This is a genomic window from Brenneria sp. g21c3 (assembly GCF_040240345.1).
Classification (GTDB): domain Bacteria; phylum Pseudomonadota; class Gammaproteobacteria; order Enterobacterales; family Enterobacteriaceae; genus Brenneria.
In genome coordinates this window covers 179616-203444 of record NZ_JBEIAB010000008.1, presented here as the reverse complement: position 1 = coordinate 203444, position 23829 = coordinate 179616, and the positions used below count along the sequence as shown (strand labels likewise).

Genomic DNA, 23829 nt, shown 5'->3' with positions numbered 1-23829 from the left:
CCCCATACCGACTCCACCCCGTTGTCGTTCATCCCCGACGGGCTGCGCAGCGGCAATCGCACGTCAAACTGGTAGAACTGCTGGTCGTCGGCGAACACCACCACCTCCCGCTTCAGCCGTGCGTCCATCTCGAAGCGATACCAGATACCCACCTCCGCCAGCAGACGCTCGATAAACGCCCGGTCGCTCTCCTGCCACTGCATCACCTGCTCCCGTTGCGGGTAGCGGTTGCGCAGGCGGAACTCGAACTGCCAGCCTTCGAACTGATGCTGTTGGCGCAATATCTGCTCGACTATCTCCGGCACCGACTGATGCTGGTATATCGCCGGCCGACCGGCATTGCCCAGCAGCGCCAGATGCGGCTCCAGCGTCAGCCGGTAACGCACCTCGTCCGCCGAGGCCGACAGCCGCTGAAACTGCGTCACCACCCCATGCACCGCACGCGGCGGCGTGGCGTCAGGCAGCGTGATGCCGCCCAACTGCCTGCCCGGCGGATTGAAGGTAAAGCTGGCGTCCTGCAACAGCATCTCGCCGGGGGCGATGTCGCGACTGCTGGTAAAGGTTATCTGGTAGCAGTAGGTCTGGCTCAGCCCCTCGGTGGCGGTAAAGGACTCGACGTCCAGGTCGGCGCAGCCAAAGACGGACAGTTGATAACGGGCGAGCGTGGCGGTTAACGAAGAAAAAGACGAGGGTATGGCGTAATTGCGCTCCATGCGGTTTCCCTTTCATGTCCATTGAGAAATTTTATGGCGCGTATTATGCCGAAAACACGATCAGACAGGCAAGCGATTTTGATGGGGGAATATTTAAAATATCATTTAAAATCAAATTATTATATCGTTAATAATATTGTTTATCATTATTGCGAAATGAAAAATCAGGCAAAACAAAAAATATTTCCATTCCGCCTGATAATTAAAGTGAATTCGGCAAAGGGATATGCCAGCCATAAACCAAGATATTTGGATTATTTCAATCATCACCTCCCTGCACCGACTCAACCGCTAAACACCGTCTGCAACATCTTCAGGCTTAACAGCAGCAATAGCCCGGCGAACACCTTCCTCAGGACGGCGACCGGCAGACGGTGCGCCAAACGGGCGCCAATCGGCGCGGTGAAAAAGCTTACCAGCGAAATCAGCGCCACCGCCGGCAGAGAAACGTAGCCGAGGCTGTAGTAGGGCAGTCCGGTTGCCGACCAGCCGTTGATCATGTACCCCAGCGCGCCCGCCAGCGCGATCGGCAGACCGACCGCCGCCGAGGTGCCGATCGCCTGTTGGATACGCACATTACACCACGTCAGGAAAGGAACGGTTAAGGAGCCGCCGCCGATGGCCACCAGCGCGGAAATACCGCCGATACACAGTCCGCCCAACGAAATCCCCGCGGCGCCGGGCAGGTGACGCTGCGGTTTAGGCTTGATATTCAACACCATTTGCAGCGCGACATAGGCCATAAAACAGGAGAAGAAAATTGCCAGCGCCCGCGTCGGCAGCAGCGTCGCCAGCCAGGTGGCGGCGAAGGTGCCAAACAGGATGGCGGGCGTAATCCGCCAGACCACCGGCCACAGCACCGCCTGATGCTGATGGTGAGTGCGCAGGCTGGAAATCGCCGTAATGACAATCGCCGCCATCGATGTTCCCAACGCCATATGCACCAAATGTTCATGCTGCACGCCCTGAGCGGCGAACATCGCCGTCAGAAGCGGAACCATGATGCCGCCGCCGCCAATCCCCAATAACCCGGCCATAAAACCCACAACCGCCCCTAACGCCAGATAGGCTAAAATCCACTCAACCGCCATTCCCCGTCTCCCGACCGTTATTCGTTATCGTTTTTATCAAATCGCTTTGTTGTCAGCCGCGCTCCGTCAGCATACTGGATATCGGTGAGGCGGGCGCCAAAAGCTGGTTGCATATACAGCAATATCAGTGTCATGATGATGCACTCGTCAGCGGCATTAATATCAATAACCTCACCGAATAACAATCCGTATCCAGCGCTTAACGATAGGATAAACCGATGAAACGATGTGGTTGGGTCACCCAGGACGCTTTATATCAGGATTATCACGATAACGAATGGGGGAAACCCTGCACCGACAGCCAGAAATTGTTTGAATTGCTGTGTCTTGAAGGTCAGCAGGCCGGGCTTTCCTGGATCACCGTGTTGAAAAAGCGCGAAAACTACCGCCGCTGTTTTCATCAGTTCGAGCCGCGCCGTATTGCCCAAATGACCCCGGATGACGTAGACCTGCTGATGCAAGACAGCGGCATCATTCGCCATCGTGGAAAAATCGAAGCCATCATCGCCAACGCCCGCGCCTGGCTGGAGATGGAGGATCAGGGCGAAAGCTTCTCTCATTTCATCTGGTCATTCGTTGACCATCAGCCTCAGCTTAACCGTCCGGCATCGCTCGCCGGCGTACCGGCCAAAACCGCGATTTCCGATGCCATGTCGAAGGCATTGAAAAAACGCGGCTTCAAATTTATCGGATCCACCATCTGTTATGCTTTTATGCAGGCAGGCGGATTGGTTAACGACCATGTCGCCGACTGCTGTTGCCAACAAGAATCCGCGCCATGATCCGCGAGTACCGATCGCAGGATCTGGAGTCGCTGATGGCGCTCTGGCTGGAAAGCACGACGCTGGCGCACCCTTTTATTCATGCAGACTACTGGCGGGAAAGCGCTTCGCTGGTGCGTAACATTTATCTTCCACAGTCGCAAACCTGGGTATATGAAAAGCCGGAACGCCTCGCCGGCTTTATCAGCGTGTTGGAAAAGCGTTTTATTGGCGCGCTGTTTATACAACAATGCGATTATGGTCGGCAGATTGGCGCGGCGTTAATGAACCACGTCCAGCAACAGTTTTCCTTGCTTAGCCTGGAAGTGTACCAACAGAATGCGCGCGCCTGCGCGTTTTACCGCAAACAGGGCTTTGTGGTCGTAGATAAAAACTTCAATCAGGAAACCCAGGCCACAACACTTATAATGCAATGGGCTAATACTTTCATCCGTCAATATTAACCGTCCTTATTTCTTTACATTGCTAAATTAAATAAATACTCACAATTACTTCAACTAACATCTGTAAACGTTCTATGCTTTTTATATTTGATGTTACGCTATCAACAAATAACGCTCTTGTTTAATTTTTTAACCACGGCCTAATCATTGCGTAAAACTATTTTATTAGAAAAATCAACTAATAGCGACATAGCCAATTGGATCATCTCTTCTGGGGAAGGAGATTGTCTGGGCTTGTTAAGGATATGTCATGCCATCAAATAAACAGAACCGTATTAATGGTGCGTTATATGGTCAAATATTGGGCGATGCAATGGGAATGCCATCGGAATTATGGCCTCGCGCACGGATAAAAAAACAGTTCGGCTGGATCGACCGTTTCCTGCCCGGCCCGCCGGAGAATATCGCCGCCTGCTATTTTAGCGCCGCGCAATATACCGACGACACCGCAATGGCGCTTGCGCTGGCGGATGCCCTGATCGAATGCGAAGGCCAGATCGAGCCGACGGTAATCGGGCGACACATTCTGAAGTGGGCGTTAGCCTTCGGCGCTTTTGAGAAAAACATCCTCGGCCCGACCTCAAAGGCCGCATTGAGCGCGTTACAGCAAGGAACCGATATCCATAAATTGGAAAACAACGGCGTCACTAACGGCGCCGCCATGCGAGTTTCCCCGTTAGGCTGCCTGCTGCCGACGCATTCGCTGTGCGAGTTCATCGATAACATAGCGTGCGCATCCAGCGTGACGCACAAATCCGATGTGGCCGTCGCCGGCGCCTCCGCCATCGCCTGGGCTATCTCAAAAGCGATTGACGGCGTCTCCACCTGGAGCGGGATCAGCGATGAACTGCCCGCGGTCGCTCAGGCGGCGCAGAATAGGCGCGTAACCACTTACAGCGCGTCTCTGGCCTGTCGTATCGAACTGGCGTTGGAGACGGTAAGACGCGCCAATGGAACCCTGTGCGCCATGTCGCGTATTTATGATCTGATCGGCACCGGTACGGAAATGATCGAGTCCGTTCCGGCGGCTATCGCCATGGTGGAACTGGCGCAAACCGATCCCAACCGCTGCGCTATCCTGTGCGCTAATCTGGGGGGCGATACCGACACCATCGGCGCGATGGCGACGGCCATTTGCGGCGCCATCAATGGCGTAACCAGTATTGCGCCTCATTTCAAACAGCAGTTGGATGAGGTAAACCGACTTGACGTTGACTACTACGGTCGCGAACTTCTGCGATTACGCACCCTCCGGGAACCGATACGACGGATGTCCGCCATCTGATGCCAATTCACTTTCCCTGCTAACTTTATTTCATCGCGCATACTCTTCATCATGCATACTATATGCGTGTGGCTGGCGGCCACACGCTGATGCCATCAGCCATGAAGGCTTTAATCTCCCTAAATTGCCGGAGTTTGCGATGAAACCTAGCATTATTCTGTATAGAAAGATTCCTGACGATTTACGCGCGCGTTTAGATCAACATTTCACCGTCACCGTGTTGGACGACCTACCCGCAGGGAACCATCCGGCGCTGGCTCAGGCTGAAGGTATCATCGGCGCCGGCGGTAAAGTGGATAACGCCTTTTTGCAACGCTGTCCACGCCTGCGCGCGGCCTCCACCATCTCGGTGGGCTACGATAATTTCGATGTTGATGCGCTGAACGAGCACGGCGTTGTTCTGATGCATACCCCCACGGTATTAACCGAAACCGTGGCGGATACGGTGCTGGCGCTGATGCTGAGCAGCGCGCGCCGGGTGGTGGAAGTCGCGGAAAAAGTGCAGGCCGGCGAATGGAAAGCAGGGGTCGACAGAAGCTGGTTCGGCACGGATGTCCATCATAAAACCATCGGGATTCTCGGCATGGGACGCATTGGTCTTGCCGTCGCGCAGCGCGCGCATTTAGGCTTCAGCATGCCCGTGCTGTATAACGCGCGCCGCCGTCATTCCGAAGCGGAAACCCGCTTTGACGCCCGCTATTGCGATCTGGATAGCCTGTTGGCCGAGTCCGATTTCCTGTGCATCACTCTGCCGCTGACGGCCGAAACGCAGAATTTGATCGGCCGTGAACAGTTGGCGAAAATGAAACCCAGCGCAATCCTGATTAACATCGGCCGCGGCGCCGTCGTCGACGAGAGCGCGCTGATCGAGGCGCTGAGCAACGGGACAATCCACGCCGCCGGACTGGATGTCTTTGTTCAGGAGCCGTTGCCCGTCGATTCCCCGCTGCTGAGTTTGCCTAACGTGGTGGCCCTGCCCCACATCGGCTCGGCTACGCATGAAACCCGCTACGCCATGGCGGCCTGCGCCGTCGATAACCTGATCGCCGCGCTGAACGGACAGGTAAAAGTCAACTGCGTTAACCCGCAGGTGCTGAAATAAATTCAGCAGAGGCAGACAAGGCGGCGACGGCGGCCTTGTCTGCCTCTGCTTTCACCGGCTGCGCGCCATCGTGATCAACGTCTTTTCGGCGTCTTCTCAAAAGTAATCCGTATTTTTACGCCAGGAGATTATATTTCATTTGATAGTTGGAATAGCCGCGAGGCATTGCTATTTACGGATTGCTAATATTATGGGAATTGATCGGGCGGAACGATATTTATCCGCTGATTGAAAAATGGTGCGAAAAATAATTGAATTCCGCCGTGCCGATACTCAATGTTAATACCACGGCGCCGATGCGAGCGCTTTCTTTTTCCGGACGCATCGGCAAAATGCTCCGCCTCTTTATAATAAAATATTCCATTTTCGTCATGCCGCGCGGAAATCATGCGATCCTGAAATAAAGATACCGCTTCACCCGGCGACAGGCAAAGCGGTATCACGTCACCGCAGGCTTTCTAACGGTTATTCAACGGCGATAGGGGTTTCCGTCACCGTGGTTTTATTGTCTCCCTGAATGGCTTTTACCCGCTGTTCCGTTTTTTGTACCGCGTCGGCGCTGCTCAGCAGGCTGTAAGTCAGTTCAAATGCCGTGCTCTGTCCCGGCTGCAACTGTTTTACCCGCCCTTGTTCACGCTCAATGGTCACCGGATAGGCGTAGCTGGTGCCCGGTTCAATGCCGGTAACGTAGCCCTGTTTTACCGTATCGGTGTTTTTCCACAGCGTCAGCACCGGCAGTTGGTGAGTATCAAAATCAATCGATACCCCTTTATCGCCGGCGCGATTGAACAGCGCCGCCAGCGTTTTCCCCTGTTTATCCGCATACGGCGTCAGGTTAAAGACCATTTCATCAAAGTCTTTGGTCGGCCCCAGATAAGTCTGCCACTCTTTCAGGCCCGCTTTGGCGTAGTCGTTAAACGGCGAAATTTCTTTCACCGGGGCCACAAAGCGCGCGCCCTGTTCCAGGATCGGCGTGCTGAAGTTGCTGTGATAAATAATTTGGTAATCACGCACATAGTCGGATTTGTTGGTCAGCACGTCATGAACGGTGAACGATTCGCTGCCGGGGACATAGCGCAATTCCGTCCAGGTTTCCAGATTCGATTTTTTAAAGCTGTTCTCTTTCAGCAGACCGCGCACGGTAATCTGATAGGGCGCTGTTTCGCTGACGTCGACCACCACTTTCGAGGCGGGCGTATTGCCGGCGCGGCCGTGCAGGGTATAGATCATGCCGTTATCGACCACCGGATGGCCGGTCCATTCATAGCCGCAGCGCACCATCATTTCATTGAAACCTTCCAGCCAGCCCACGCCGCCGCGGCTTTCCAGATTGATGGTATTCGGATTCACGACCTCATCGACCGGAGAATGCCACCCCAAACGGATGTCTTTTCCGGTGACGTGCAGCAAATCCATGCCGCGGCTCGGACTGAGAACGATTTTCAAGCCGTTTTGACTGGTGATGGTAATGATTTTGCTGCCTTCCTGACGCCCGCCGTGCAGCACGCTCTGTTCAATGCTGAAGTGCTGATCCTTAATCTTCAGCGCATCGCTGCCGATCTGCCAGTTTCCCTTCTCCACGCTGCTTTCAGCATCCGTCAGCACAAAGGTCTGAGCCGATAACTGCCATGAAGCGAGGGCTAATGAAATGCCCAGTGCCAGTAATTTTTTCATTTCGTTATTCCTCTTTGCTGAATTGATTTAGCTAATACCCGACCAAGACTACAAATCAGCAACGCATCGAAACGTGATACTAATCACCAGTTCAATAAATAGACTTTTGCCAGTTAATATTTCCCATAGAGATCACATTATCGTTAGAAACATTAATGTTTTTTGCACAAAAATGACGCACAAAGCGGTTAAAGCTGATATCGATTCAGCCGCAATATTCAATCAATACCGATTTGCGGAAGATAACGACGCTCATCAATCATGCCGGATAGGGTATACTTCGCATCAGCATGTTGTTCCGCCATTTCCTATTAATGCAGGACAATATCTGACAAGATTGATTTTTCGCCGCATTGCACCGTGGTTGCGCAAGCGCTATGGTGGCCGTCTATTCACGTATGAGCAGTAATCGACAAACTATGAACTTCTCTCTTTTCGGCAACAAATTCACCCGTCATGCGGGCATCACGCAGCTAATGGATGACATGAACGAGGGGCTCCGCTCACCGGAAGCAATCATGTTGGGGGGCGGGAATCCGGCGCATATTCCAACGATGGATAGCTATTTTCAACAACTCTGTCAGGAAATGCTGGAACAGGGAAAATTAACTGACGCGTTATGCAATTACGATGGCCCGCTGGGAAAAAATGCGTTGCTTAACTCGCTCGCCGACCTGCTGCGCGACGAATTTGGCTGGCAAATCGGGCCGCAGAATATTGCACTGACAAATGGCAGTCAAAGCGCGTTTTTCTACTTATTCAACCTGTTTGCCGGACGCCACGCCGATGGCAGCCAGCGCAAGGTGCTGTTCCCGCTGGCGCCGGAATATATCGGCTATGCGGATTCCGGGCTGGATGAAAACATGTTCGTCTCCACCCGCCCGCAGATCGAGCTGCTGCCCGAAGGACAATTCAAATACCACGTCGATTTTGATCATTTGTCGATCACCGAGGATATCGGGCTGATTTGCGTATCCCGGCCGACCAACCCGACCGGCAACGTACTGACTGACGACGAGCTGATGCGGCTGGATATTCTGGCGCAGCAGCACGACGTGCCGCTGCTGATTGATAATGCGTACGGCGTGCCTTTCCCCGGCATTATCTTCAGTGAAGCGACGCCGCTGTGGAACCCAAACATTATTCTGTGCATGAGTCTGTCCAAGCTGGGTCTGCCCGGATCACGCTGCGGCATCGTCATTGGCGACGAAAAAGTGATTGCCGCGATTGGCAATATGAACGGCATCATCAGCCTGTCGCCGGGCGCGGTGGGGCCGGCTATCGCGCATGAGATGATCCAACGCGGCGATCTGCTGCGGCTGTCCAATGAAGTGGTTCGCCCGTTCTACCAACAGCGCGTGACGGAAACCATCGCGCTGATCCGCCGCTATCTGCCGCAGGAACAGTGTCTGATTCATAAGCCGGAGGGGGCGATTTTCCTGTGGTTATGGTTTAAGAATTTACCCATCACCACCGAAGTGCTTTATCAGCGGCTGAAAAAACGCGGCGTGCTGATGGTGCCGGGTCACTACTTCTTCCCCGGCCTGGAACAAGGGTGGCCGCACGCGCATCAGTGCCTGCGCATAAACTACGCGCCGGACCCGGAAAGCCTTGAGCGCGGCGTCGCCATTCTGGCGCAAGAGGTTGAAAAAGCCATGCAGGAAGGCAGGCGCTAACGCTCCTCAGCACCGTTTTGCCCGCGCAGGCGGGCATCCTCAACGACGTCAAGCCGCCAGCGCCAGCAGATTCCCGCCTGCCGCCGCGGGCATGACGGAAATCAGGCCGCCCCCCGCCCCGCGACGCCGGCGGTTTCCATCACCGCGTGCAGCAAGACATTCGCGCCTGCCGTCACCTGCTCGGGTGATGAATACTCGATTTCGTTATGGCTGATGCCGTCTTTACACGGAATAAAGATCATCCCGGTCGGCGCCAGTTCCGCCATATATACGGCGTCGTGGCCGGCGCCGGAAACGATATCCATATTGGAGTAACCCAGCGTATTGGCCGCCCGGCGTACCGCATCCTTACAGTCAGGATGGAACGGCGCGGCGCGATACTGGGAGACCTGCGTCAGTTGAATACCCAGCCCGGTTTCCGCTTCCAGTTCGGCAAGGTAGGTCTTCAGCGCCGCATCCATCTCATCCACCAGCTCATCGGTGAGATTACGGAAATCGATGGAGCACTTCACGCTGCCCGGCACCACGTTACGGCTGTTGGGATAGACCTGAACCATACCGACCGTGCCGCGACCGTGCGGCGCAAAGCGATCGGCTATCGCGATCACTTCCTGCATGATGCGGGTGGAAACCTGCAACGCGTCTTTACGCAGTTCCATCGGCGTCGGCCCGGCGTGAGACTCCATCCCGGTGACGACGCAGTCATACCAGCGAATGCCCAACACCGCCTGCACCACGCCGATTTCAATGTTTTTGTCTTCCAGTATCGGCCCCTGCTCGATGTGCGCTTCAAAGTAGGCGCCAATCGGATGATCGCCCGGCGTTTTCGGGCCGGCGTAACCGATTTTCTCCAGCTCATCCTGCACATTTTTCCCGTCCACATCCTCTGCGGCGTAGGCGTATTCCAGCGGGAAAATACCGGCAAACACGCCGGAACCCATCATCACCGGTACAAAGCGCGAACCTTCCTCATTGGTCCAGAACACCATTTCCACCGGCGCTTCGGTTTCGATTTTATGGTCGTTCAGCGTGCGGATCACTTCCAGCGCGGACAGTACGCCGAAATTGCCGTCAAACTTGCCGCCGGTCGGCTGGGTGTCAATGTGGCTGCCCGCGACGATCGGCGGCAGGTCGTTATTGCGGCCCGGACGGCGCATAAAAACGTTGCCGATTTTGTCGATCTCGACCGACAGCCCGGCGGCTTTTCCCCAGCCGACCACCAGATCGCGCCCCTGGCGATCCAGATCGGTCAGCGTGAGCCGACATACGCCGCCTTTCGGCGTGGCGCCGATCTCCGCCAGATCCATCAGCGACTGCCACAGGCGATCGCCGTCGATACGCAGATCGGCAATATCGGTTTTCTTTTTCACTGCGGATAACACTTCGCTATTCATAATCGATTTCCTCATAGGTAGAGTGAAGTTACCTTCTTACTCGCAACGATGTTCAGCTCAACGCGAGACGGCCGTGGGCGCCGACAGACGTTCCCGCAGGGCGCAGGCGCTAAAATCCGCGTTAAAGGCAGGGCGCTTGATGTAACGACCCGCGCCTTCCCGCGCGCGCAGATCGCCATCGGCCCAGACCAGCGTCCCCTGACTGACGGTATATCGCGGAATACCCCGTACCGTGCGCCCTTCAAAGACGTTGAAATCGTTTCTTGAATGATGCGTTTTGGCCGACAGGGTTTTACTGCCATTGGGATCCCAGACCACCAGGTCGGCGTCGGCCCCGACCGCAACCCGGCCTTTACGCGGGTAGATATTGAACAGACGGGCGGTATTGGCGGAGGTGATCGCCACGAATTCGCTGGGGGTGAGGCGTCCGGTATTCACCCCGGCATCCCAGATAACCGCCAGACGCTCTTCCACGCCGCCGCAGCCGTTAGGGATTTTGGTGAAATCGCCCTTGCTGGCGGCTTTCTGGCTGGCGCAGAAGGTGCAGTGATCGGTGGCGGTGGTGTGCAACTGACCGGATTGCAATCCGCGCCACAGCGATTCCTGATGCGCTTTAGGCCGGAACGGCGGACTCATGACGTGAGCGGCGGCTTTGACGAAATCCGCATCGCGGTACACGCTGTCGTCAATCACCAGATGACCGGCCAGCACTTCGCCGTAAACCCGCTGGCCGCGCGCCCGGGCGCGGGCTATCGCTTCGGCCGACTCCTGGCAGGAGACATGCACCACATAAATCGGCACGCCCAGCACGTTGGCGATGGAGATGGCGCGACTGGCCGCTTCCCCTTCCACTTCCGGCGGACGCGACAGCGGATGCCCCTCCGGCCCGGTGATGCCGCGCTTCATGATCTCCTGCTGTAACAGAAACACCATTTCGCCGTTTTCGGCGTGGACGGTCGGCATCGCCCCCAGCTCCAGCGAGCGGCGAAAGCTGTTCATCAGCGTTTCGTCGTCGCACATGATGGCATTCTTATAGGCCATAAAGTGCTTGAAGCTGTTGACGCCCTCTTCGTTCACCAGCGTACCCATATCGCGGTGGACGCTCTCATCCCACCAGGTGATGGCGACATGGAAGCTATAGTCGGACGCCGCTTTTTCCGCCCAGCCGCGCCATTGACGGTAGGCGTCCATCAGCGGTTGCCGCGGGTTGGGGATCACAAAGTCGATAATGGTGGTGGTGCCGCCCGCCAGCCCCGCCGCGGTGCCGCTGTAGAAATCGTCTACCGTGACCGTCCCCATAAAAGGGAAATTCATATGGGTATGCGGATCGATGCCGCCCGGCATCACATACATGCCGCCGGCGTCGATCGTCTCAGTCCCTGCCGGCGCGTCGCGGGCGGCGTCCTCGCCGACAGCCACGATCACGCCGTCCGCACAGAGCACATCGGCACGAAATTCCCGATCGGCATTGACGACCGTACCGCCTTTGATTAACAGGTTATGACTCATTATTTACCCCTCGCTATTGCTGGTTCTGACCGCTTAAAGTCAGGCGCTTTGCCGTTAATGCCCCTTCGCCTGCCGCCACCCTCGCTGCCTCCCCCTTGCCCTGTCTCTTAGTCACATTTTTATGCGGACTCAGAGGCAGTTTCGTGCGCCACAATGCCGCCATTTCCATGCTACGTCGTAGCACGCGCCCGACATAGGGGGCTCAAGCGCCAGCCCCCTATGAACCCGGGCTTGCGGCTAAATTATGCCGCTGCGCGGTGCCTTCGTCGGTATCAGGCTTAACGGACCGCTTGCGACACGTTCCCGACGTGGCGCAAGCTTTCGCCGCATCCATGCGGCTCATCCTAAGCCTGCTATCTCCTCAGCATAATTTTTTACGCCGCGTAACAGCCACCTCCGTCAGCGCTCCTGCATTTGTGTATAAGAGACTGGCGAAGGGGAGGGTCGGGGTGGGGTAAGCCAAGATGGAGCAGGCTTACTCACACCGTGCCGGCCGTCGTCGCCATCGGGTTATTCGGATGCGTCGTCCAGTTGGCGTACTCGCCGCTCACCGTCTTGCCGGTACGCAAATCCACCTCGCCCGGTTGCAGGCTGCGCATGGAAATACAGTCCTCGACCGGACAAATGGAGACGCACAGATTGCAGCCCACGCACTCCTCTTCCTTCACTTCATAATGGCGTTCGCCGTTTTTCATGTTGGTGATCGCCTGATGCGAGGTATCTTCACAGGCCAGATGACAGCGTCCGCATTTGATGCACTTCTCCTGATCGATGACCGCTTTGTCGATGTGATTCAGGTTCAGGTAGCGCCAGTCGCTGACTGAGCCGACGGCGCGTCCGCGGAAATCTTCCAGCGTGCGGTAGCCCCGCTCGTCCATAAAGTTGGACAGGCCGCTTATCATGTCGCGCACAATCTGAAAACCCTGCACCATCACCGCGGTGCAGACCTGTACCGTGCCGCAGCCCAGCGAGATAAACTCGGCGGCGTCGCGCCAGGTGGAGACGCCGCCAATGCCGGACATCGGCAATCCGCGCGTTTGTTCGTCGCGCGCGATTTCCGCCACCATATTCAGGGCGATCGGCTTCACCGCCGGACCGCAGTAACCGCCGTGCGAACCTTTGCCGCCGGTGTTGGGGGTCATAACCATCTGGTCCAGATCCACGCCTATCACCGAGTTGATGGTGTTAATCAAGGATACGGCGTCAGCGCCGCCTTGCCGCGCCGCGCGCGCCGGATAGCGAATATCCGTGATGTTCGGCGTCAGTTTGACGATCACCGGCAGGCTGCAATACTGCTTGCACCAGCGGGTGACCATTTCGATATATTCCGGCACCTGCCCCACCGCCGCGCCCATGCCGCGTTCGCTCATGCCGTGCGGACAACCGAAGTTCAGTTCGATGCCGTCCGCGCCCGTCTGTTCCACCAGCGGCAGAATGCTTTTCCAGGCGTCCTCTTCGCAAGGCACCATAATCGAGACGATCATCGCCCGGTCGGGCCAGTTGCGCTTCACGCGGGCAATCTCTTCCAGATTGGTTTCCAGCGATCGGTCGGTGATCAGCTCGATATTGTTCAAACCGATAATGCGGCGGTCGGTGGTGCGCAGTGTGCCGTAGCGCGGCCCGTTGACGTTCACCACATGCGGATCCTGACCCAGCGTTTTCCACACGACGCCGCCCCAACCCGCTTCGAACGCCCGCACGACGTTGTATTCCTTATCAGTGGGCGGAGCGGAAGCCAGCCAGAAAGGATTCGGGCTTTTGATACCTAAAAAGTCGCTGCTGATATCAGCCATGTGAGTACTCCCCGCGGATTGAAGGTTTATGGTTGACGGACGGGTTGGCGAAAGGACGCAGTATCGCGTCTATCGACGCCGCCGCCGCTTTGCCCTGCCGCACCGCGTCCACGGTTAAATCCAGACCGTCGGCGCAGCAGTCGCCCCCGGCCCAGACGCCGGGCAGCGAGGTGCGGCCCTCTTCATCGGCGGCGATGCGGCCGTTCTTCAAAACGATGGCGCTCTGCGTCGCGCTGGCGTCATAGGTCTGGCCAATGGCCTTTAGCACCATGTCGGCCGGTAAGGTGAAGGTTTCGCCGGTCGCGACAAGCGCCCCATCCTGCGATTGCATCACGCTAAACGACACGCCGGTGACGCGATTATCTTCGCCATGAATAGCCAGAGGCGCCGACCAGTAACGGAGGGTGACGTCATTGGTTTTCGCCCACGCCTGCTCATGCGCGGAAGCTTTCATGTCCGCTTCGCCGCGGCGATACACCATGGTGACTTCACGCGCGCCCAGTTTTTTGGCCTGCACCGCGGCGTCGACCGCCGTCATACCGCCGCCAATCACCACCACGCTGCGACCGACCGCCACCGCGCCGGGGCGCGGGGCCTGACGTAATTCAGCAATAAAATCAACCGCCTCGCGAACGCCTTCCAGCGGCGTTTCGGCGATGCCCAGCGCATTGACGCCGCCTAATCCCATGCCGAGAAAAACGGCGTCGTAATCCGCGCGCAGCTTATCCAGCGTGATGTCCTGCCCCAGCCGTTGGTTAAGGCGCAGTTCGATGCCGCCGATGGACAACAGCCAGGCGATTTCCCGCTGAGCGAAATCGTCGGTCGTTTTGTAAGCCGCCAGACCATACTCATTCAGACCGCCCGGTTTTTCTCTGGCGTCGAACACCACCACATGGTGTCCGCATTGCGCCAGACGATGCGCGGCCGTTAATCCGGCCGGGCCGGCGCCCACCACCGCCACTTTTTTGCCGGTTGATGTCGCGCGGGTGAACAGCGGCTGTCCCGGATTGGAGAGATAGCTATCGGTGGCGTAGCGCTGAAGCAGGCCGATCCGCACCGGCTTGCCGTCCTGCTGATTACGCACGCAGGCCTGTTCGCACAAGGTTTCGGTCGGACACACTCTGGCGCACATACCGCCCAGCACGTTTTCGCTCAGAATGGCTTCGGCCGCGCCGCGCACGTTTTCCTGCGCGATACGATGAATAAAGCTCGGCACATCAATATCCGCCGGGCATGCGCGGGTACAGGGCGCGTCGTAGCAGTAGTAGCAGCGTTCCGCCTCAATCACCGCCTGAATTTTGCCAAGCGGGGCGACGCTGTCGCTGAAATTGTCCGCGTACTGCGCATCGCTGAGTCGTCCGGACTGAATACCCGGCGTATCAATGCCGGGCGGGAATGATGTTGTCATTCGGCTCCCTCCTCTGGTTGGTTAACATCAGGGTCACGAGGGCAAAGCATCGGTAAACCGCTCAACCGTTTGCTCGTATCGCCTTGCTTTCGATGGCTCATAGTGGTTCTCCCGCTAACGTCGAATGAAGAGAAAGTCCGGTGGCGCCACACCTTCCAAAGAATCTTGACCAAATGGTTAAGTTTTCCAAACTAACCATGCGATTTATGTGCCATTTCCGCACGTAAAATAAAAAACAAATAAAACAACAAGTTAAAAATATTTACCTTGAGCCATAAGAACAAACTTTGACCAATTCAGGTGCAAGGCAGCCGATATCCTTAATTTGTTGCGCTATTTTTGTGCTGCCGGGGAAGAAGGCTGAATGGATAAACGCTCTCCAGTCTCACACCTTGCGAAGAGGCCGCCGTCTTTTGGAATAGATCGCAATGTGAAAAGTAAGCAGGGAAATAAATCAAAAATAAATCATTGTATTTAAAAGAATTGAATAGGAGCCTGGTTTCTCTATAATCCTCTTTATTAAAGGAACGAGCGCAACCTACCACAAGGAACCGGTATGTATTTTCCCGACGCCAGACTTCATCATCTGTACGATAACCTGCCCTTACCAGAGCGCTTTCAATATATTGTGTATCCCGCTTCCGCCTGGGCTTATCTCAGTGCGGAATATGAATTCGACCGCTACCGCACGGCAAACGCCGGCTTGTTTTATCGGCAAATCGATATGACCCGCCGCTTGCTCAACAGTTTTTCCACCCCGGCGGGACATTCGCCGTCCGCCGGTCGGTTATTCGATATGCTCCATCGCGGCGAAGCGGTGTTCATCAATGATGAAAAAGGCTACTGGGAAAGTACGTTGCATCCTTTCTATATTGATGAAACGGGCGCGTTAAAATGTAACGACCCTACTGCTTTTAGCTTCAACGGCGCGAAACAGATTATCGATTATTACGAATCCGCCGTCGGCTCTTGTTTTCATCATGCCGGCCGCCCCAGGCCGACACAGCGTGATATTCAGAGAGGAATAGAAGGCTCGTCGACCGGGCTGTCCACGTTGAACAGTAAAAACGTCGGTCGTTTACTGGCCGCCGGCGGCGTGATTAATCAAAATGTTGACGGTTTTGCGCAAACGGCCCGCCAACTCGGCGGGGAAGCGTCCGATGGCTTTGAACAGGTTTATAATCCACAGACGGTAGGATCGCTGATCGCGCTATCCGCATTGGTCGGATTCAAAAGAATGGAGTCGGCGGCGGAACTGGAAAAATTAAAAAATTATCTGGGTAGCTATAAAAAACAGCCGAATTTATTAAAGAATGTCGACGTAGTTAAAATGATCTATAAGCGAAGGCCAATAGCGGAACGGCAGTTTCTGCGGCAAGAGTTCAAAAATAAAGTAAGAAAAAACTTTATTAAATCCCTGGCGAACCATCCCGAAATATTAAAACGCGGTTTTACTCCCGATGATTTAGCAAGAATGAAAAGAGGGAGTGTGCCAGACAATTGGTCCGTACACCATAAGCTGCCTTTGGATGATAGCGGCAGCAATGATTTTAATAATTTAGTGTTAATCAGAAATAACCCTGAGCATGCTATGTTCACGACTGCACAGAAACGCATAAGTCAAAATATAAAATATGGTGAATCCCAAGAAGTACTATGGGTTTTACCGCAAGGACTAGTTTATCCATAAGGTGATAATATGACCGAAATTGAAGCTGTCGTAATCATGTTGCACAGGCTGGCCGATCAGTTGGACTATCAAAAAAACCCCGGCTATCAGGATCCGCTGCCTTATTATGATTTCGGCCGCAAGATTGCCATTGACCAGCCCCATTTCTGGCAGGAATACGGCGCCTTTGTCCGGTTAACGGATGGCTTTGAAATTGACGGCACGCGCATCCATGGCATCGAAAACTATGGTTCTTCAGAATACAACCGGTTAAAAGAAAACAATGACTGGCTGACATTAGTCCCCGACCTCTACGATGAGCGTATGGACGGCCTAATCGTGATTGGCGCAGACGGCACCGATACCTTTGTCTATGATACCGTCAGCCAAAGATTTGAAGCGCGGGATCGCATTAGAATAGAAGACGCCTATTCGAGCTATAACACGCTGGCCGAGCTGTTGGCGGAACTGGTAAAACAGCTTATGGATGTAAACCAAGAATATGACCGAAATTGAAGCGGTAGTGATCATGATAAATAGGCTGGCCGATCAACTAGGCTATCCGAAAACCCCCGGCTATCAGGGTCCGCTGCCTTATTATGATTTCGGCCGCAAGATTGCCATTGACCAACCCCATTTCTGGCGGGAATACGGCGCCTTTGTCCGGTTAGCGGATGGTTTTGAAATTGACGGCACGCGTATTTGTGGCATAGAGAGCGATGAAGAGTCTTCAGAATACAACCGGTTAAAAGATAACAACGACTGGCTGACATTAATCCCCGAACTCTACAACGACAGCATGGACGGGCTGATCGTGATTGGCGAAAACGGCACAGATACCTTTGTCTATGATACCGCCAGCCAAAGATTTGAAGCGCGGGATCGCATTAGAATAGAAGACGCCTATTCGAGCTATAACACGCTGGCAGAACTGTTGGCGGAACTGGTGAAACGGCTTATGGATGCAGAGCAATAATATGACCGACATTGAAGCTGTCGTAATCATGTTGCACAGGCTGGCCGATCAATTGGACTATCAAAAAAACGCCGGCTATCAGGGGCCGCTGCCTTATTATGATTTCGGCCGCAAGATTGCCATTGACCAGCCCCATTTCTGGCGGGAATACGGCGCCTTTGTCCGGTTAACGGATGGTTTTGAAATTGACGGCACGCGTATTCATGGCATCGAAAACCATGGGGTTTTAGAATACAACCGGTTAAAAGAAAACAATGACTGGCTGACATTAATCCCCGAACTCTACAACGACAGCATGGACGGGCTGATCGTGATTGGCGCAGACGGCACCGATACCTTTGTCTATGATACCGCCAGCCAAAGATTTGAAGCGCGGGATCGCATAGCTATAGACACAGCGTATTCTAGCTACGGCACGCTGGCCGAGCTGTTGGCGGAACTGGTAAAACAGCTTATGGATGTAAACCAATAATATGACAGAAATTGAAGCTGTCGTAATCATGTTGCACAGGCTGGCCGATCAACTGGGCTATCCGAAAACCCCCGGCTATCCTGTCTCTTATACACAAATGCAGGGAACCTCTAGAGGCCATGTGTATTCTGGTCTTGGGTTCATTCTTGATTCTTTGTTTTTTGCTTTTCGTCGGCGTAAGAAATCACGCTGAGGTGGACGCCCCCGCGAATGCGCCGCAGGGAAGCGGCGCAAGCCAATGCCGCGTCGGACAAAAACGCCGGGAGCGTTTTTGAACAGCGCTTGCGCTGGCCCGGTAGGGCGAGTCTCAGGGATGAGACGAGTATTCCGTCACTAGCGGTTCGGGAAAGGGGGCGACCGCCGAAGGCATCGCGTCAGCGACGTGATTTCAGCCACAAGCCCGGGTTCGTAGGGTGGTGGCGCTTGAACCACCCTGCGTCGGGCGCGTGCTGCGACATCGCAGAGAAATGACGGCCTTCTCGCGCACGAAATAACACTGAGCCTACATATACCGTTATCGGTAAATATGTGACTAAGAGACAGGGCTATCTGGGGCTGCTGCCTTATTACGACTTCGGCCGCAAGATTGCCATTGACCAGCCCCATTTCTGGCGGGAATACGGCGCCTTTGTCCGGTTAACGGATGGTTTTGAAATTGACGGCACGCGTATTTGTGGCATAGAGAGCGATGAAGAGTCTTCAGAATACAACCGGTTAAAAGAAAACAACGACTGGCTGACATTAATCCCCGAACTCTACAACGACAGCATGGACGGGCTGATCGTGATTCGCGAAGACGGCACCGATACCTTTGTCTATGATACCGTCAGCCAAAGATTTGAGCACGCTTAAACCAACTGCCGATGTACTACAATTCAGCGGTATCCAACCCACACATTCTGAACACACAGGTCAGCACATGATCGATCGCACGCTGACGTATTCCCGGCGCATAGGCGTCTTCACCGAGCACGGCGGCAATCTGGATATCAAAATCCGCATAGGTTTGCGTCATCGCCCAGATAGAGAAAAAGAAGTGTTTGCTGTCCAGCGGCAATAGCAGCCCCTGTTCGATCCAGCCGTCCACCACCGCCGCCTTGCTGGCGACCAGGTCGTGTAACTGCGTTTGCAATATTTCATGCACCATCGGCGCGCCTTGCAGCAGTTCATTGGCAAACAGCTTGGAAGCGTAGGGACGTTCAAAGGTGAGTACCATTTTTTGCCGCACATACCGTTCGATAACGGTACGCGGGTCGGCCTGCGGCCGGAAATGTTCCAACGGCGACAACCAGTCGTACAAGATGCCGTCCAGTACCCGTAAATACAGATTCTGCTTGTTGCCGAAATAGTAGTGAAGATTCGGTTTCGGCAGATTCGCCTCGTCGGCTATCTGCGCCATGGTGGCGCCTTTAAAACCAAAACGGGCAAATACATGCTCTGCGGCCAGCAGGATCATGGCTTCATTATCAAGCCGGATACGGCCTTTTGCCGATTCATCGGTTAATGCGCTTGTCAGCATCTTTTCCCTTCTTAGTCAGGTTGCCGACGGAATCCTGCCCCGCCGTTCACCGCGCCGTCGCCCGCCGCCATCCCCGCAATAGACGGCGGGGATGGGCGGGAATGACCTGCGGATACGGCGTTAAGCAGACGCCGCTCTGCGTTTTCTCTCTCAAAAGAGCGGCCTGCTTTCCGTCCTGCCGGCGCGACCGTTACTTCGCCGCCGCTTCCCAGACCACGTGGGTCATGGCGCCGTCGCCGGGGTCTTTCTTGATCACCGAGGCGCTACCGCCGCTCAGCAAGACGTCCACGGTACGCCGATAGGCGGCTGGCTCCAGATAGCCAATTTTCGGCGAGTTGGCGTTGGTAATCAGCTTGGCGACGTTTTCCATCTGCCGCTGCTGAACCTCCACCAGCGCCGAGCCGGACGTATCCTCGTTCACAACGATTTCCGCCGCTTCGGCCGGATTATTTACCGCCTCGTTCCAGCCTTTATAACTGGCTTGCAGGAATTTAGCCATTTTCGCCACAAAAGCCGGATCTTTCAGGCTGGATTCCAGCACATACAGCCCATCTTCCAGGGTGGAGACGCCCTGATCTTCATACGGGAACGAAATCAGATCGCTCTGCTTCATCCCGGCGTCAATCAACTGCCAGTATTCGTTGTAGTTCATGGCGGAAATACAGGCGGCCTGATTCTGCAATAGCGGATCGACGTTAAAGCCCTGCTTCAGCACTTTGATGTCGCTATCCGGTTTATAACCCAGCTTGTGCATCCAGTTGAAGAAAGGATATTCATTGCCGCCAAACCAGACGCCCAGCGTTTTGCCTTTCAAGTCCGCCGGCGTCTTGATGCCTGTCGATGTCCGGCAGGTCAGCATCATGCCGGAACGATCGAATATCTGGGCGATATTCACCAACGGCACTCCGGACTCGCGCGCCGCCAGCGCATCGGGCATCCAGTTGACGATGACGTCCGCCGACCTGCCGGCGATGACCTGTACCGGAGAAATATCGGTTCCCCCCGGCTTGATGGTGACATCCAGCCCGGCATCTTTGTAATAGCCCTTGGCCTGCGCCACATAGTAGCCCGCAAACTGCGCCTGCGGTAACCATTTAAGCTGAAGCGTGATTTTCTCGGCGGCATAAGCGCCGGCGGTCAGCGACAATGCCAACGTCGTGGCGGCCACAATAAGGCACTTGCGAAAGGCAGAACGATCTCTCATATGCGTATCCTCGGGTTAAGGTGAAATACACCCATGCGCTTAACAACACCATCTTGCTGAATAACACTATCTTTTGAACTACAAGGTTTTTTCAAACAGTCCTTTGGCGGCGACGTCTGCGGATAACGATGATGGCTTGCCGCTTACGACTCTCCGCGCACTGAGGGATGCCAGAAATTCACTTTTCTTTCCAACCAGACCAGCAGCGCATAAAACAGCGATCCCACCACGGAAGCGACCACAATCGCCGCCCACACGGTGGGCATATGCATACGGGCCGCCTCGGTTGAGATACGAAAACCCAGCCCCGCCGTGGGGGATCCGAAATATTCGGCGACAATCGCGCTGATCATCGCCAGCGTGGCGTTGACCTTAAGCGCGCCGAAAATAAAAGGGAGCGCCGCCGGTAAGCGCAGGACTCTCAGGGTGGCGCGCGGCGAGGCGGCGTAACAATACATCAGTTCCCGCTCCAGTTTGCTGTTGGCCTGTAGCCCGGCCAGCGTGCTGACCAGCGCGGGAAAGAACGTCACCAGCACAATGACCGCCGCTTTGGAAGGCCAGTCAAAGCCGAACCACATCACCGCAATCGGCGCCACGCCCACCAGCGGGATGGTGCTGGTCAGGTTGGCCAGCGGCAACAGTCCGCGTTGCAGGAATGGCAGCCGATCGATCAGAATGCCCGCCGCGATGCCCATGCCGCTGCCCAGCAGGTAGCCGACCAACACCGATTTCAGTACCGTTTGCACAAAATCGCCCGCCAGCAGCCCGGCGTTGTCATACAACGCGCGGACAATATCGATCGGCGTCGGCAGCAGTACCTGAGGCACGGCGAACACCGTGACCAGCAGTTGCCAGAAATAAATCACCCAGGCGCCGAACAGCGCGGCGACCGTGCCGGCCGGCAGCTTTTTGCTGTTGCTGTTCGCCAGACGCTGCACGCTGTGGCACGCCAGCAGCGCCAGCGCCGATACCGCCAGCCAGTACACGGCATTGGGCTGCGCCAGCGCGCCGGGTTGAATCAGCATTGCGGCCGCCGCGACAATCAGCGCGCTCATCAAAACCGGCAACCACGAGGATGAAGAGGGATACAGCGCCAGCAACGCCGCGCACAGCAACAGCAGTTCGATGACCACCATCTGCGTGAGGCCGGTTTGCGCCGCGCCGCCGGGGATCAACTGCCCCAGCCCCATGAATGTCGCGATCAGCGCGACGACCAGTCCCAAACCGCCGGTAACGGATTTACGCATCACTGACCTCCTTTACGACGCGACATGACGGCATATTCCGTCAGGCTGACCAACGCGGTCAGGAACAACCCCAGTAAAGAAGCCATCACCAAAGCAGACCAAATCTGAATGGTATTGCCGTAATAAGAACCGGTTAACAAGCGGGCGCCCAGACCGGCCTGCGCGCCCGTCGGCAGTTCCGCCACCATGGTGCCGACCAGACCGCTGGCGATCGCCACCCGGAAAGCCGGGAACAGATAAGGCAAGGCGGAGGGCAGCCGAACCATCCAGAAGGTATCGATACGGCTGGCGGCATAGGTATACACCAGCTCCATTTCCAGTTTCTGCGGCGAACGCAGCCCCTGCACGGTGGCGATGGTGACCGGGAAAAAGCAGAGATACATGGCGATCGTGGCTTTCGGCAGCAGGCCGGTGATCCCCAGACTACCCAGAATAATCAGCACAATCGGCGCAATCGCCAGCACCGGCACCGTTTGCGATGCCACAATCCACGGCAGCAGCGCTTTATCCAGCGTGCGGGAATGCACGATGCAAATGGCCAGCGCCAGCCCCAGCACGACGCCCATCACAAAGCCGGTCAGGGCGGCGCTGGCCGTCACCCAGGCGTGCAGCAACAGATTACGCGGCGAGGTCAGCGGCCATTTCGTCAGGCTGGCCCAGATATCGGCCAGAATCTGATGCGGCGTAGGCAATACCGGACGCGTCATATTCAGCGTGGTCTGCACCAGTTCGCGCCAGCCCCAGTCGGCGGCAAGGCTGCGTTCAATCGCGCCCTGCGCGTTCAACGCAATCGCCAGCAGATACCAGAACACCAGCGCCGCGGCGATAATCACGGCCACCGGGAAGGCCCGGTAACGTAGCGCATCAATGTTCATGGTGTCCCTCGATTAGCGCTTCACGCACTTCCTGAGCCAGACGAATGAATTCCGGCGTATCGCGCATAGACAGATCCCGCTCGTGGGGCAAGGGCGAGTCGATGATTTTGACGATACGGCCGGGACGGGGCGACATAATAACGATGCGGGTGGACAGATAGACCGCTTCGGCAATGGAGTGAGTGACGAACACCATCGTGCGCTGCTCGTTGTACCAGAGCTGCTGCAACTGCTGGTTCAGATTATCGCGGGTCAGCTCATCCAGCGCGCCGAAGGGCTCGTCCATCATCAGAATCTTGGGCTCGAATCCCAGGGCGCGCGCAATGGACGCCCGCTGCTGCATACCGCCGGACAGCTGCCAGGGATATTTTTTCTCGAACCCGCTCAGACCGACCCGCGCCAGCTGTTCGCGCGCAATCTCTTCACAGCGCACCGGCATGGCGCCCTGAATCTGCAACGGCAGCATGACGTTAGCCAGCACGGTACGCCACGGCAGCAACACGGGCGCCTGGAACACGTAGCCGTAGGCGCGCGCCTGCCGGGCTTCCGAAGGCGTCATATCATTGACCAGAACCTCGCCGGAGGTGATCGGCTCCAGGTCGGCAATCACCCGCAGCAATGTGGTTTTGCCGCAGCCGGAAGGCCCGATGAAGGAAACGAACTCGCCCTGACGAATGGTCAGATTAATATCTTTCAACGCGTGTACCGGCTTATCCGCCGCCGGATAAATCACATTCGCATCATGTACGACGATTGCCGGTCTAGCCGTACTCGGGGCCGATGTCGTCGTCATGAGTGGTAGCTCATCTGCATACATTGGTTGGCTCATACCGGTTGTCCTATATTGGCGGTTTCTGACTATTTGGTTAGGTTTCTGATTAAACGGATGCCATTTTCATGCCAACGTTTTGTTCTGCGCCCAACCCCACGAATGACAGGGGAATTCGCCCTGCAACCGAGATACGGAAAAACACATTTGGTGCAAATAGCCGCCTGT

The 23829-nt window shown here is 55.7% G+C and carries 23 protein-coding genes; 10 read left to right on the top strand and 13 right to left on the bottom strand.

The features are described from left to right. From ABRZ28_RS14370 to ABRZ28_RS14360, 3 genes are all read right to left on the bottom strand, one after another. Window positions 1-713, bottom strand: a 713-nt coding sequence (locus ABRZ28_RS14370) for a type VI secretion system Vgr family protein (RefSeq protein WP_330520620.1), incomplete at its 3' end; no start/stop codon positions are given. A gap of 284 nt (window positions 714-997) precedes the next feature. Beyond that, on the bottom strand, window positions 998-1804 hold the full coding sequence (locus ABRZ28_RS14365) for a sulfite exporter TauE/SafE family protein (protein ID WP_330520619.1): 807 nt from the start codon (window positions 1802-1804) through the stop codon (window positions 998-1000). 17 nt (window positions 1805-1821) lie between these two features. Next, the gene (locus ABRZ28_RS14360; RefSeq protein WP_330520617.1) at window positions 1822-1989 is read right to left on the bottom strand and encodes a hypothetical protein; all 168 of its coding nucleotides are present in this window, start codon (window positions 1987-1989) and stop codon (window positions 1822-1824) included. 33 nt (window positions 1990-2022) lie between these two features. Between ABRZ28_RS14360 and ABRZ28_RS14355 the strand changes: the two genes are divergently transcribed. From ABRZ28_RS14355 to ghrB, 4 genes are all read left to right on the top strand, one after another. After that, window positions 2023-2586, top strand: coding sequence for a DNA-3-methyladenine glycosylase I (locus ABRZ28_RS14355; RefSeq protein ID WP_319605075.1), 564 nt, complete (start codon window positions 2023-2025; stop codon window positions 2584-2586). Further along, window positions 2583-3029 (top strand): N-acetyltransferase, encoded by a 447-nt coding sequence (locus ABRZ28_RS14350; RefSeq protein WP_319605074.1) that lies wholly within the window; start codon window positions 2583-2585, stop codon window positions 3027-3029. Before ABRZ28_RS14355 ends, ABRZ28_RS14350 begins: the two co-directional genes overlap by 4 nt. Before the next feature lie 250 nt (window positions 3030-3279). Next, on the top strand, window positions 3280-4314 hold the full coding sequence (locus tag ABRZ28_RS14345; protein WP_319605073.1) for an ADP-ribosylglycohydrolase family protein: 1035 nt from the start codon (window positions 3280-3282) through the stop codon (window positions 4312-4314). Between the two features lie 139 nt (window positions 4315-4453). Beyond that, window positions 4454-5416 (top strand): glyoxylate/hydroxypyruvate reductase GhrB, encoded by a 963-nt coding sequence (gene ghrB / locus ABRZ28_RS14340; protein ID WP_330520616.1) that lies wholly within the window; start codon window positions 4454-4456, stop codon window positions 5414-5416. Between the two features lie 465 nt (window positions 5417-5881). Here ghrB and ABRZ28_RS14335 read toward each other — a convergent pair whose 3' ends face one another. After that, window positions 5882-7090, bottom strand: a complete 1209-nt coding sequence (locus tag ABRZ28_RS14335) for an aldose 1-epimerase family protein (protein ID WP_319605070.1) — start codon at window positions 7088-7090, stop codon at window positions 5882-5884. 419 nt (window positions 7091-7509) lie between these two features. On the opposite strand from ABRZ28_RS14335, the gene ABRZ28_RS14330 reads away from it, so the two are divergent. After that, the gene (locus tag ABRZ28_RS14330; protein ID WP_319605069.1) at window positions 7510-8766 is read left to right on the top strand and encodes a valine--pyruvate transaminase; all 1257 of its coding nucleotides are present in this window, start codon (window positions 7510-7512) and stop codon (window positions 8764-8766) included. Window positions 8767-8867: 101 nt separating this feature from the next. Here ABRZ28_RS14330 and ABRZ28_RS14325 read toward each other — a convergent pair whose 3' ends face one another. From ABRZ28_RS14325 to ABRZ28_RS14310, 4 genes are all read right to left on the bottom strand, one after another. Beyond that, the gene (locus ABRZ28_RS14325; protein WP_330520615.1) at window positions 8868-10160 is read right to left on the bottom strand and encodes a Zn-dependent hydrolase; all 1293 of its coding nucleotides are present in this window, start codon (window positions 10158-10160) and stop codon (window positions 8868-8870) included. A gap of 57 nt (window positions 10161-10217) precedes the next feature. Beyond that, window positions 10218-11669 carry a dihydropyrimidinase gene (gene hydA, locus ABRZ28_RS14320; protein WP_319605067.1) on the bottom strand — a complete coding sequence of 484 codons (1452 nt, stop codon included), beginning with the start codon at window positions 11667-11669 and terminating at the stop codon, window positions 10218-10220. Window positions 11670-12148: 479 nt separating this feature from the next. Beyond that, the gene (gene preA, locus ABRZ28_RS14315) at window positions 12149-13462 is read right to left on the bottom strand and encodes an NAD-dependent dihydropyrimidine dehydrogenase subunit PreA (protein ID WP_319605066.1); all 1314 of its coding nucleotides are present in this window, start codon (window positions 13460-13462) and stop codon (window positions 12149-12151) included. Further along, entirely contained in the window at window positions 13455-14870 is a 1416-nt protein-coding gene (locus ABRZ28_RS14310; RefSeq protein WP_330520614.1) for an NAD(P)-dependent oxidoreductase, read from the bottom strand. The genes preA and ABRZ28_RS14310 overlap by 8 nt, the downstream gene beginning before the upstream one ends. A 556-nt stretch (window positions 14871-15426) precedes the next feature. Between ABRZ28_RS14310 and ABRZ28_RS14305 the strand changes: the two genes are divergently transcribed. The 5 genes from ABRZ28_RS14305 to ABRZ28_RS14285 all read left to right on the top strand — a co-directional run bounded on the left by ABRZ28_RS14305 (window position 15427) and on the right by ABRZ28_RS14285 (window position 18839). Further along, entirely contained in the window at window positions 15427-16560 is a 1134-nt protein-coding gene (locus ABRZ28_RS14305; RefSeq protein ID WP_502880475.1) for a DUF8093 domain-containing protein, read from the top strand. Window positions 16561-16569: 9 nt separating this feature from the next. Beyond that, on the top strand, window positions 16570-17055 hold the full coding sequence (locus ABRZ28_RS14300) for a YrhA family protein (protein WP_330520612.1): 486 nt from the start codon (window positions 16570-16572) through the stop codon (window positions 17053-17055). Continuing rightward, window positions 17042-17515: a YrhA family protein gene (locus ABRZ28_RS14295; RefSeq protein ID WP_330520611.1), complete on the top strand. Its 474-nt coding sequence runs from the start codon at window positions 17042-17044 to the stop codon at window positions 17513-17515. Before ABRZ28_RS14300 ends, ABRZ28_RS14295 begins: the two co-directional genes overlap by 14 nt. Then, window positions 17502-17987, top strand: coding sequence for a YrhA family protein (locus ABRZ28_RS14290; protein WP_330520610.1), 486 nt, complete (start codon window positions 17502-17504; stop codon window positions 17985-17987). The genes ABRZ28_RS14295 and ABRZ28_RS14290 overlap by 14 nt, the downstream gene beginning before the upstream one ends. A 528-nt stretch (window positions 17988-18515) precedes the next feature. Beyond that, window positions 18516-18839 carry a hypothetical protein gene (locus tag ABRZ28_RS14285; RefSeq protein WP_330520609.1) on the top strand — a complete coding sequence of 108 codons (324 nt, stop codon included), beginning with the start codon at window positions 18516-18518 and terminating at the stop codon, window positions 18837-18839. Between the two features lie 16 nt (window positions 18840-18855). On the opposite strand, the gene ABRZ28_RS14280 is transcribed toward ABRZ28_RS14285, so the two are convergent. From ABRZ28_RS14280 to ABRZ28_RS14260, 5 genes are all read right to left on the bottom strand, one after another. Continuing rightward, window positions 18856-19506: a TetR/AcrR family transcriptional regulator gene (locus ABRZ28_RS14280; protein WP_319605058.1), complete on the bottom strand. Its 651-nt coding sequence runs from the start codon at window positions 19504-19506 to the stop codon at window positions 18856-18858. Window positions 19507-19696: 190 nt separating this feature from the next. Then, a complete protein-coding gene (locus ABRZ28_RS14275) occupies window positions 19697-20710 on the bottom strand; it encodes an ABC transporter substrate-binding protein (protein ID WP_330520608.1) in 1014 nt (337 codons plus the stop codon). Window positions 20711-20853: 143 nt separating this feature from the next. Further along, window positions 20854-21957 carry an ABC transporter permease gene (locus tag ABRZ28_RS14270; protein WP_330520607.1) on the bottom strand — a complete coding sequence of 368 codons (1104 nt, stop codon included), beginning with the start codon at window positions 21955-21957 and terminating at the stop codon, window positions 20854-20856. Next, the gene (locus tag ABRZ28_RS14265; protein WP_319605055.1) at window positions 21957-22832 is read right to left on the bottom strand and encodes an ABC transporter permease; all 876 of its coding nucleotides are present in this window, start codon (window positions 22830-22832) and stop codon (window positions 21957-21959) included. Before ABRZ28_RS14265 ends, ABRZ28_RS14270 begins: the two co-directional genes overlap by 1 nt. Continuing rightward, window positions 22822-23625, bottom strand: coding sequence for an ABC transporter ATP-binding protein (locus ABRZ28_RS14260; RefSeq protein WP_330520606.1), 804 nt, complete (start codon window positions 23623-23625; stop codon window positions 22822-22824). The genes ABRZ28_RS14265 and ABRZ28_RS14260 overlap by 11 nt, the downstream gene beginning before the upstream one ends. Between the last annotated feature and the right edge of the window lie 204 nt (window positions 23626-23829).

Coding starts and splice junctions, on each gene's coding strand:
- preA (WP_319605066.1), bottom strand. CDS start 13,462: ATGGCTGATATCAGCAGCGACTTTTTAGGTATCAAAAGCCCGAATCCT.
- ABRZ28_RS14345 (WP_319605073.1), top strand. CDS start 3,280: ATGCCATCAAATAAACAGAACCGTATTAATGGTGCGTTATATGGTCAA.
- ABRZ28_RS14260 (WP_330520606.1), bottom strand. CDS start 23,625: ATGACGACGACATCGGCCCCGAGTACGGCTAGACCGGCAATCGTCGTA.
- ABRZ28_RS14270 (WP_330520607.1), bottom strand. CDS start 21,957: ATGCGTAAATCCGTTACCGGCGGTTTGGGACTGGTCGTCGCGCTGATC.
- ABRZ28_RS14355 (WP_319605075.1), top strand. CDS start 2,023: ATGAAACGATGTGGTTGGGTCACCCAGGACGCTTTATATCAGGATTAT.
- ghrB (WP_330520616.1), top strand. CDS start 4,454: ATGAAACCTAGCATTATTCTGTATAGAAAGATTCCTGACGATTTACGC.
- hydA (WP_319605067.1), bottom strand. CDS start 11,669: ATGAGTCATAACCTGTTAATCAAAGGCGGTACGGTCGTCAATGCCGAT.
- ABRZ28_RS14275 (WP_330520608.1), bottom strand. CDS start 20,710: ATGAGAGATCGTTCTGCCTTTCGCAAGTGCCTTATTGTGGCCGCCACG.
- ABRZ28_RS14265 (WP_319605055.1), bottom strand. CDS start 22,832: ATGAACATTGATGCGCTACGTTACCGGGCCTTCCCGGTGGCCGTGATT.
- ABRZ28_RS14350 (WP_319605074.1), top strand. CDS start 2,583: ATGATCCGCGAGTACCGATCGCAGGATCTGGAGTCGCTGATGGCGCTC.
- ABRZ28_RS14330 (WP_319605069.1), top strand. CDS start 7,510: ATGAACTTCTCTCTTTTCGGCAACAAATTCACCCGTCATGCGGGCATC.
- ABRZ28_RS14365 (WP_330520619.1), bottom strand. CDS start 1,804: ATGGCGGTTGAGTGGATTTTAGCCTATCTGGCGTTAGGGGCGGTTGTG.
- ABRZ28_RS14300 (WP_330520612.1), top strand. CDS start 16,570: ATGACCGAAATTGAAGCTGTCGTAATCATGTTGCACAGGCTGGCCGAT.
- ABRZ28_RS14325 (WP_330520615.1), bottom strand. CDS start 10,160: ATGAATAGCGAAGTGTTATCCGCAGTGAAAAAGAAAACCGATATTGCC.
- ABRZ28_RS14290 (WP_330520610.1), top strand. CDS start 17,502: ATGCAGAGCAATAATATGACCGACATTGAAGCTGTCGTAATCATGTTG.
- ABRZ28_RS14305 (WP_502880475.1), top strand. CDS start 15,427: ATGTATTTTCCCGACGCCAGACTTCATCATCTGTACGATAACCTGCCC.
- ABRZ28_RS14335 (WP_319605070.1), bottom strand. CDS start 7,090: ATGAAAAAATTACTGGCACTGGGCATTTCATTAGCCCTCGCTTCATGG.
- ABRZ28_RS14295 (WP_330520611.1), top strand. CDS start 17,042: ATGACCGAAATTGAAGCGGTAGTGATCATGATAAATAGGCTGGCCGAT.
- ABRZ28_RS14310 (WP_330520614.1), bottom strand. CDS start 14,870: ATGACAACATCATTCCCGCCCGGCATTGATACGCCGGGTATTCAGTCC.
- ABRZ28_RS14280 (WP_319605058.1), bottom strand. CDS start 19,506: ATGCTGACAAGCGCATTAACCGATGAATCGGCAAAAGGCCGTATCCGG.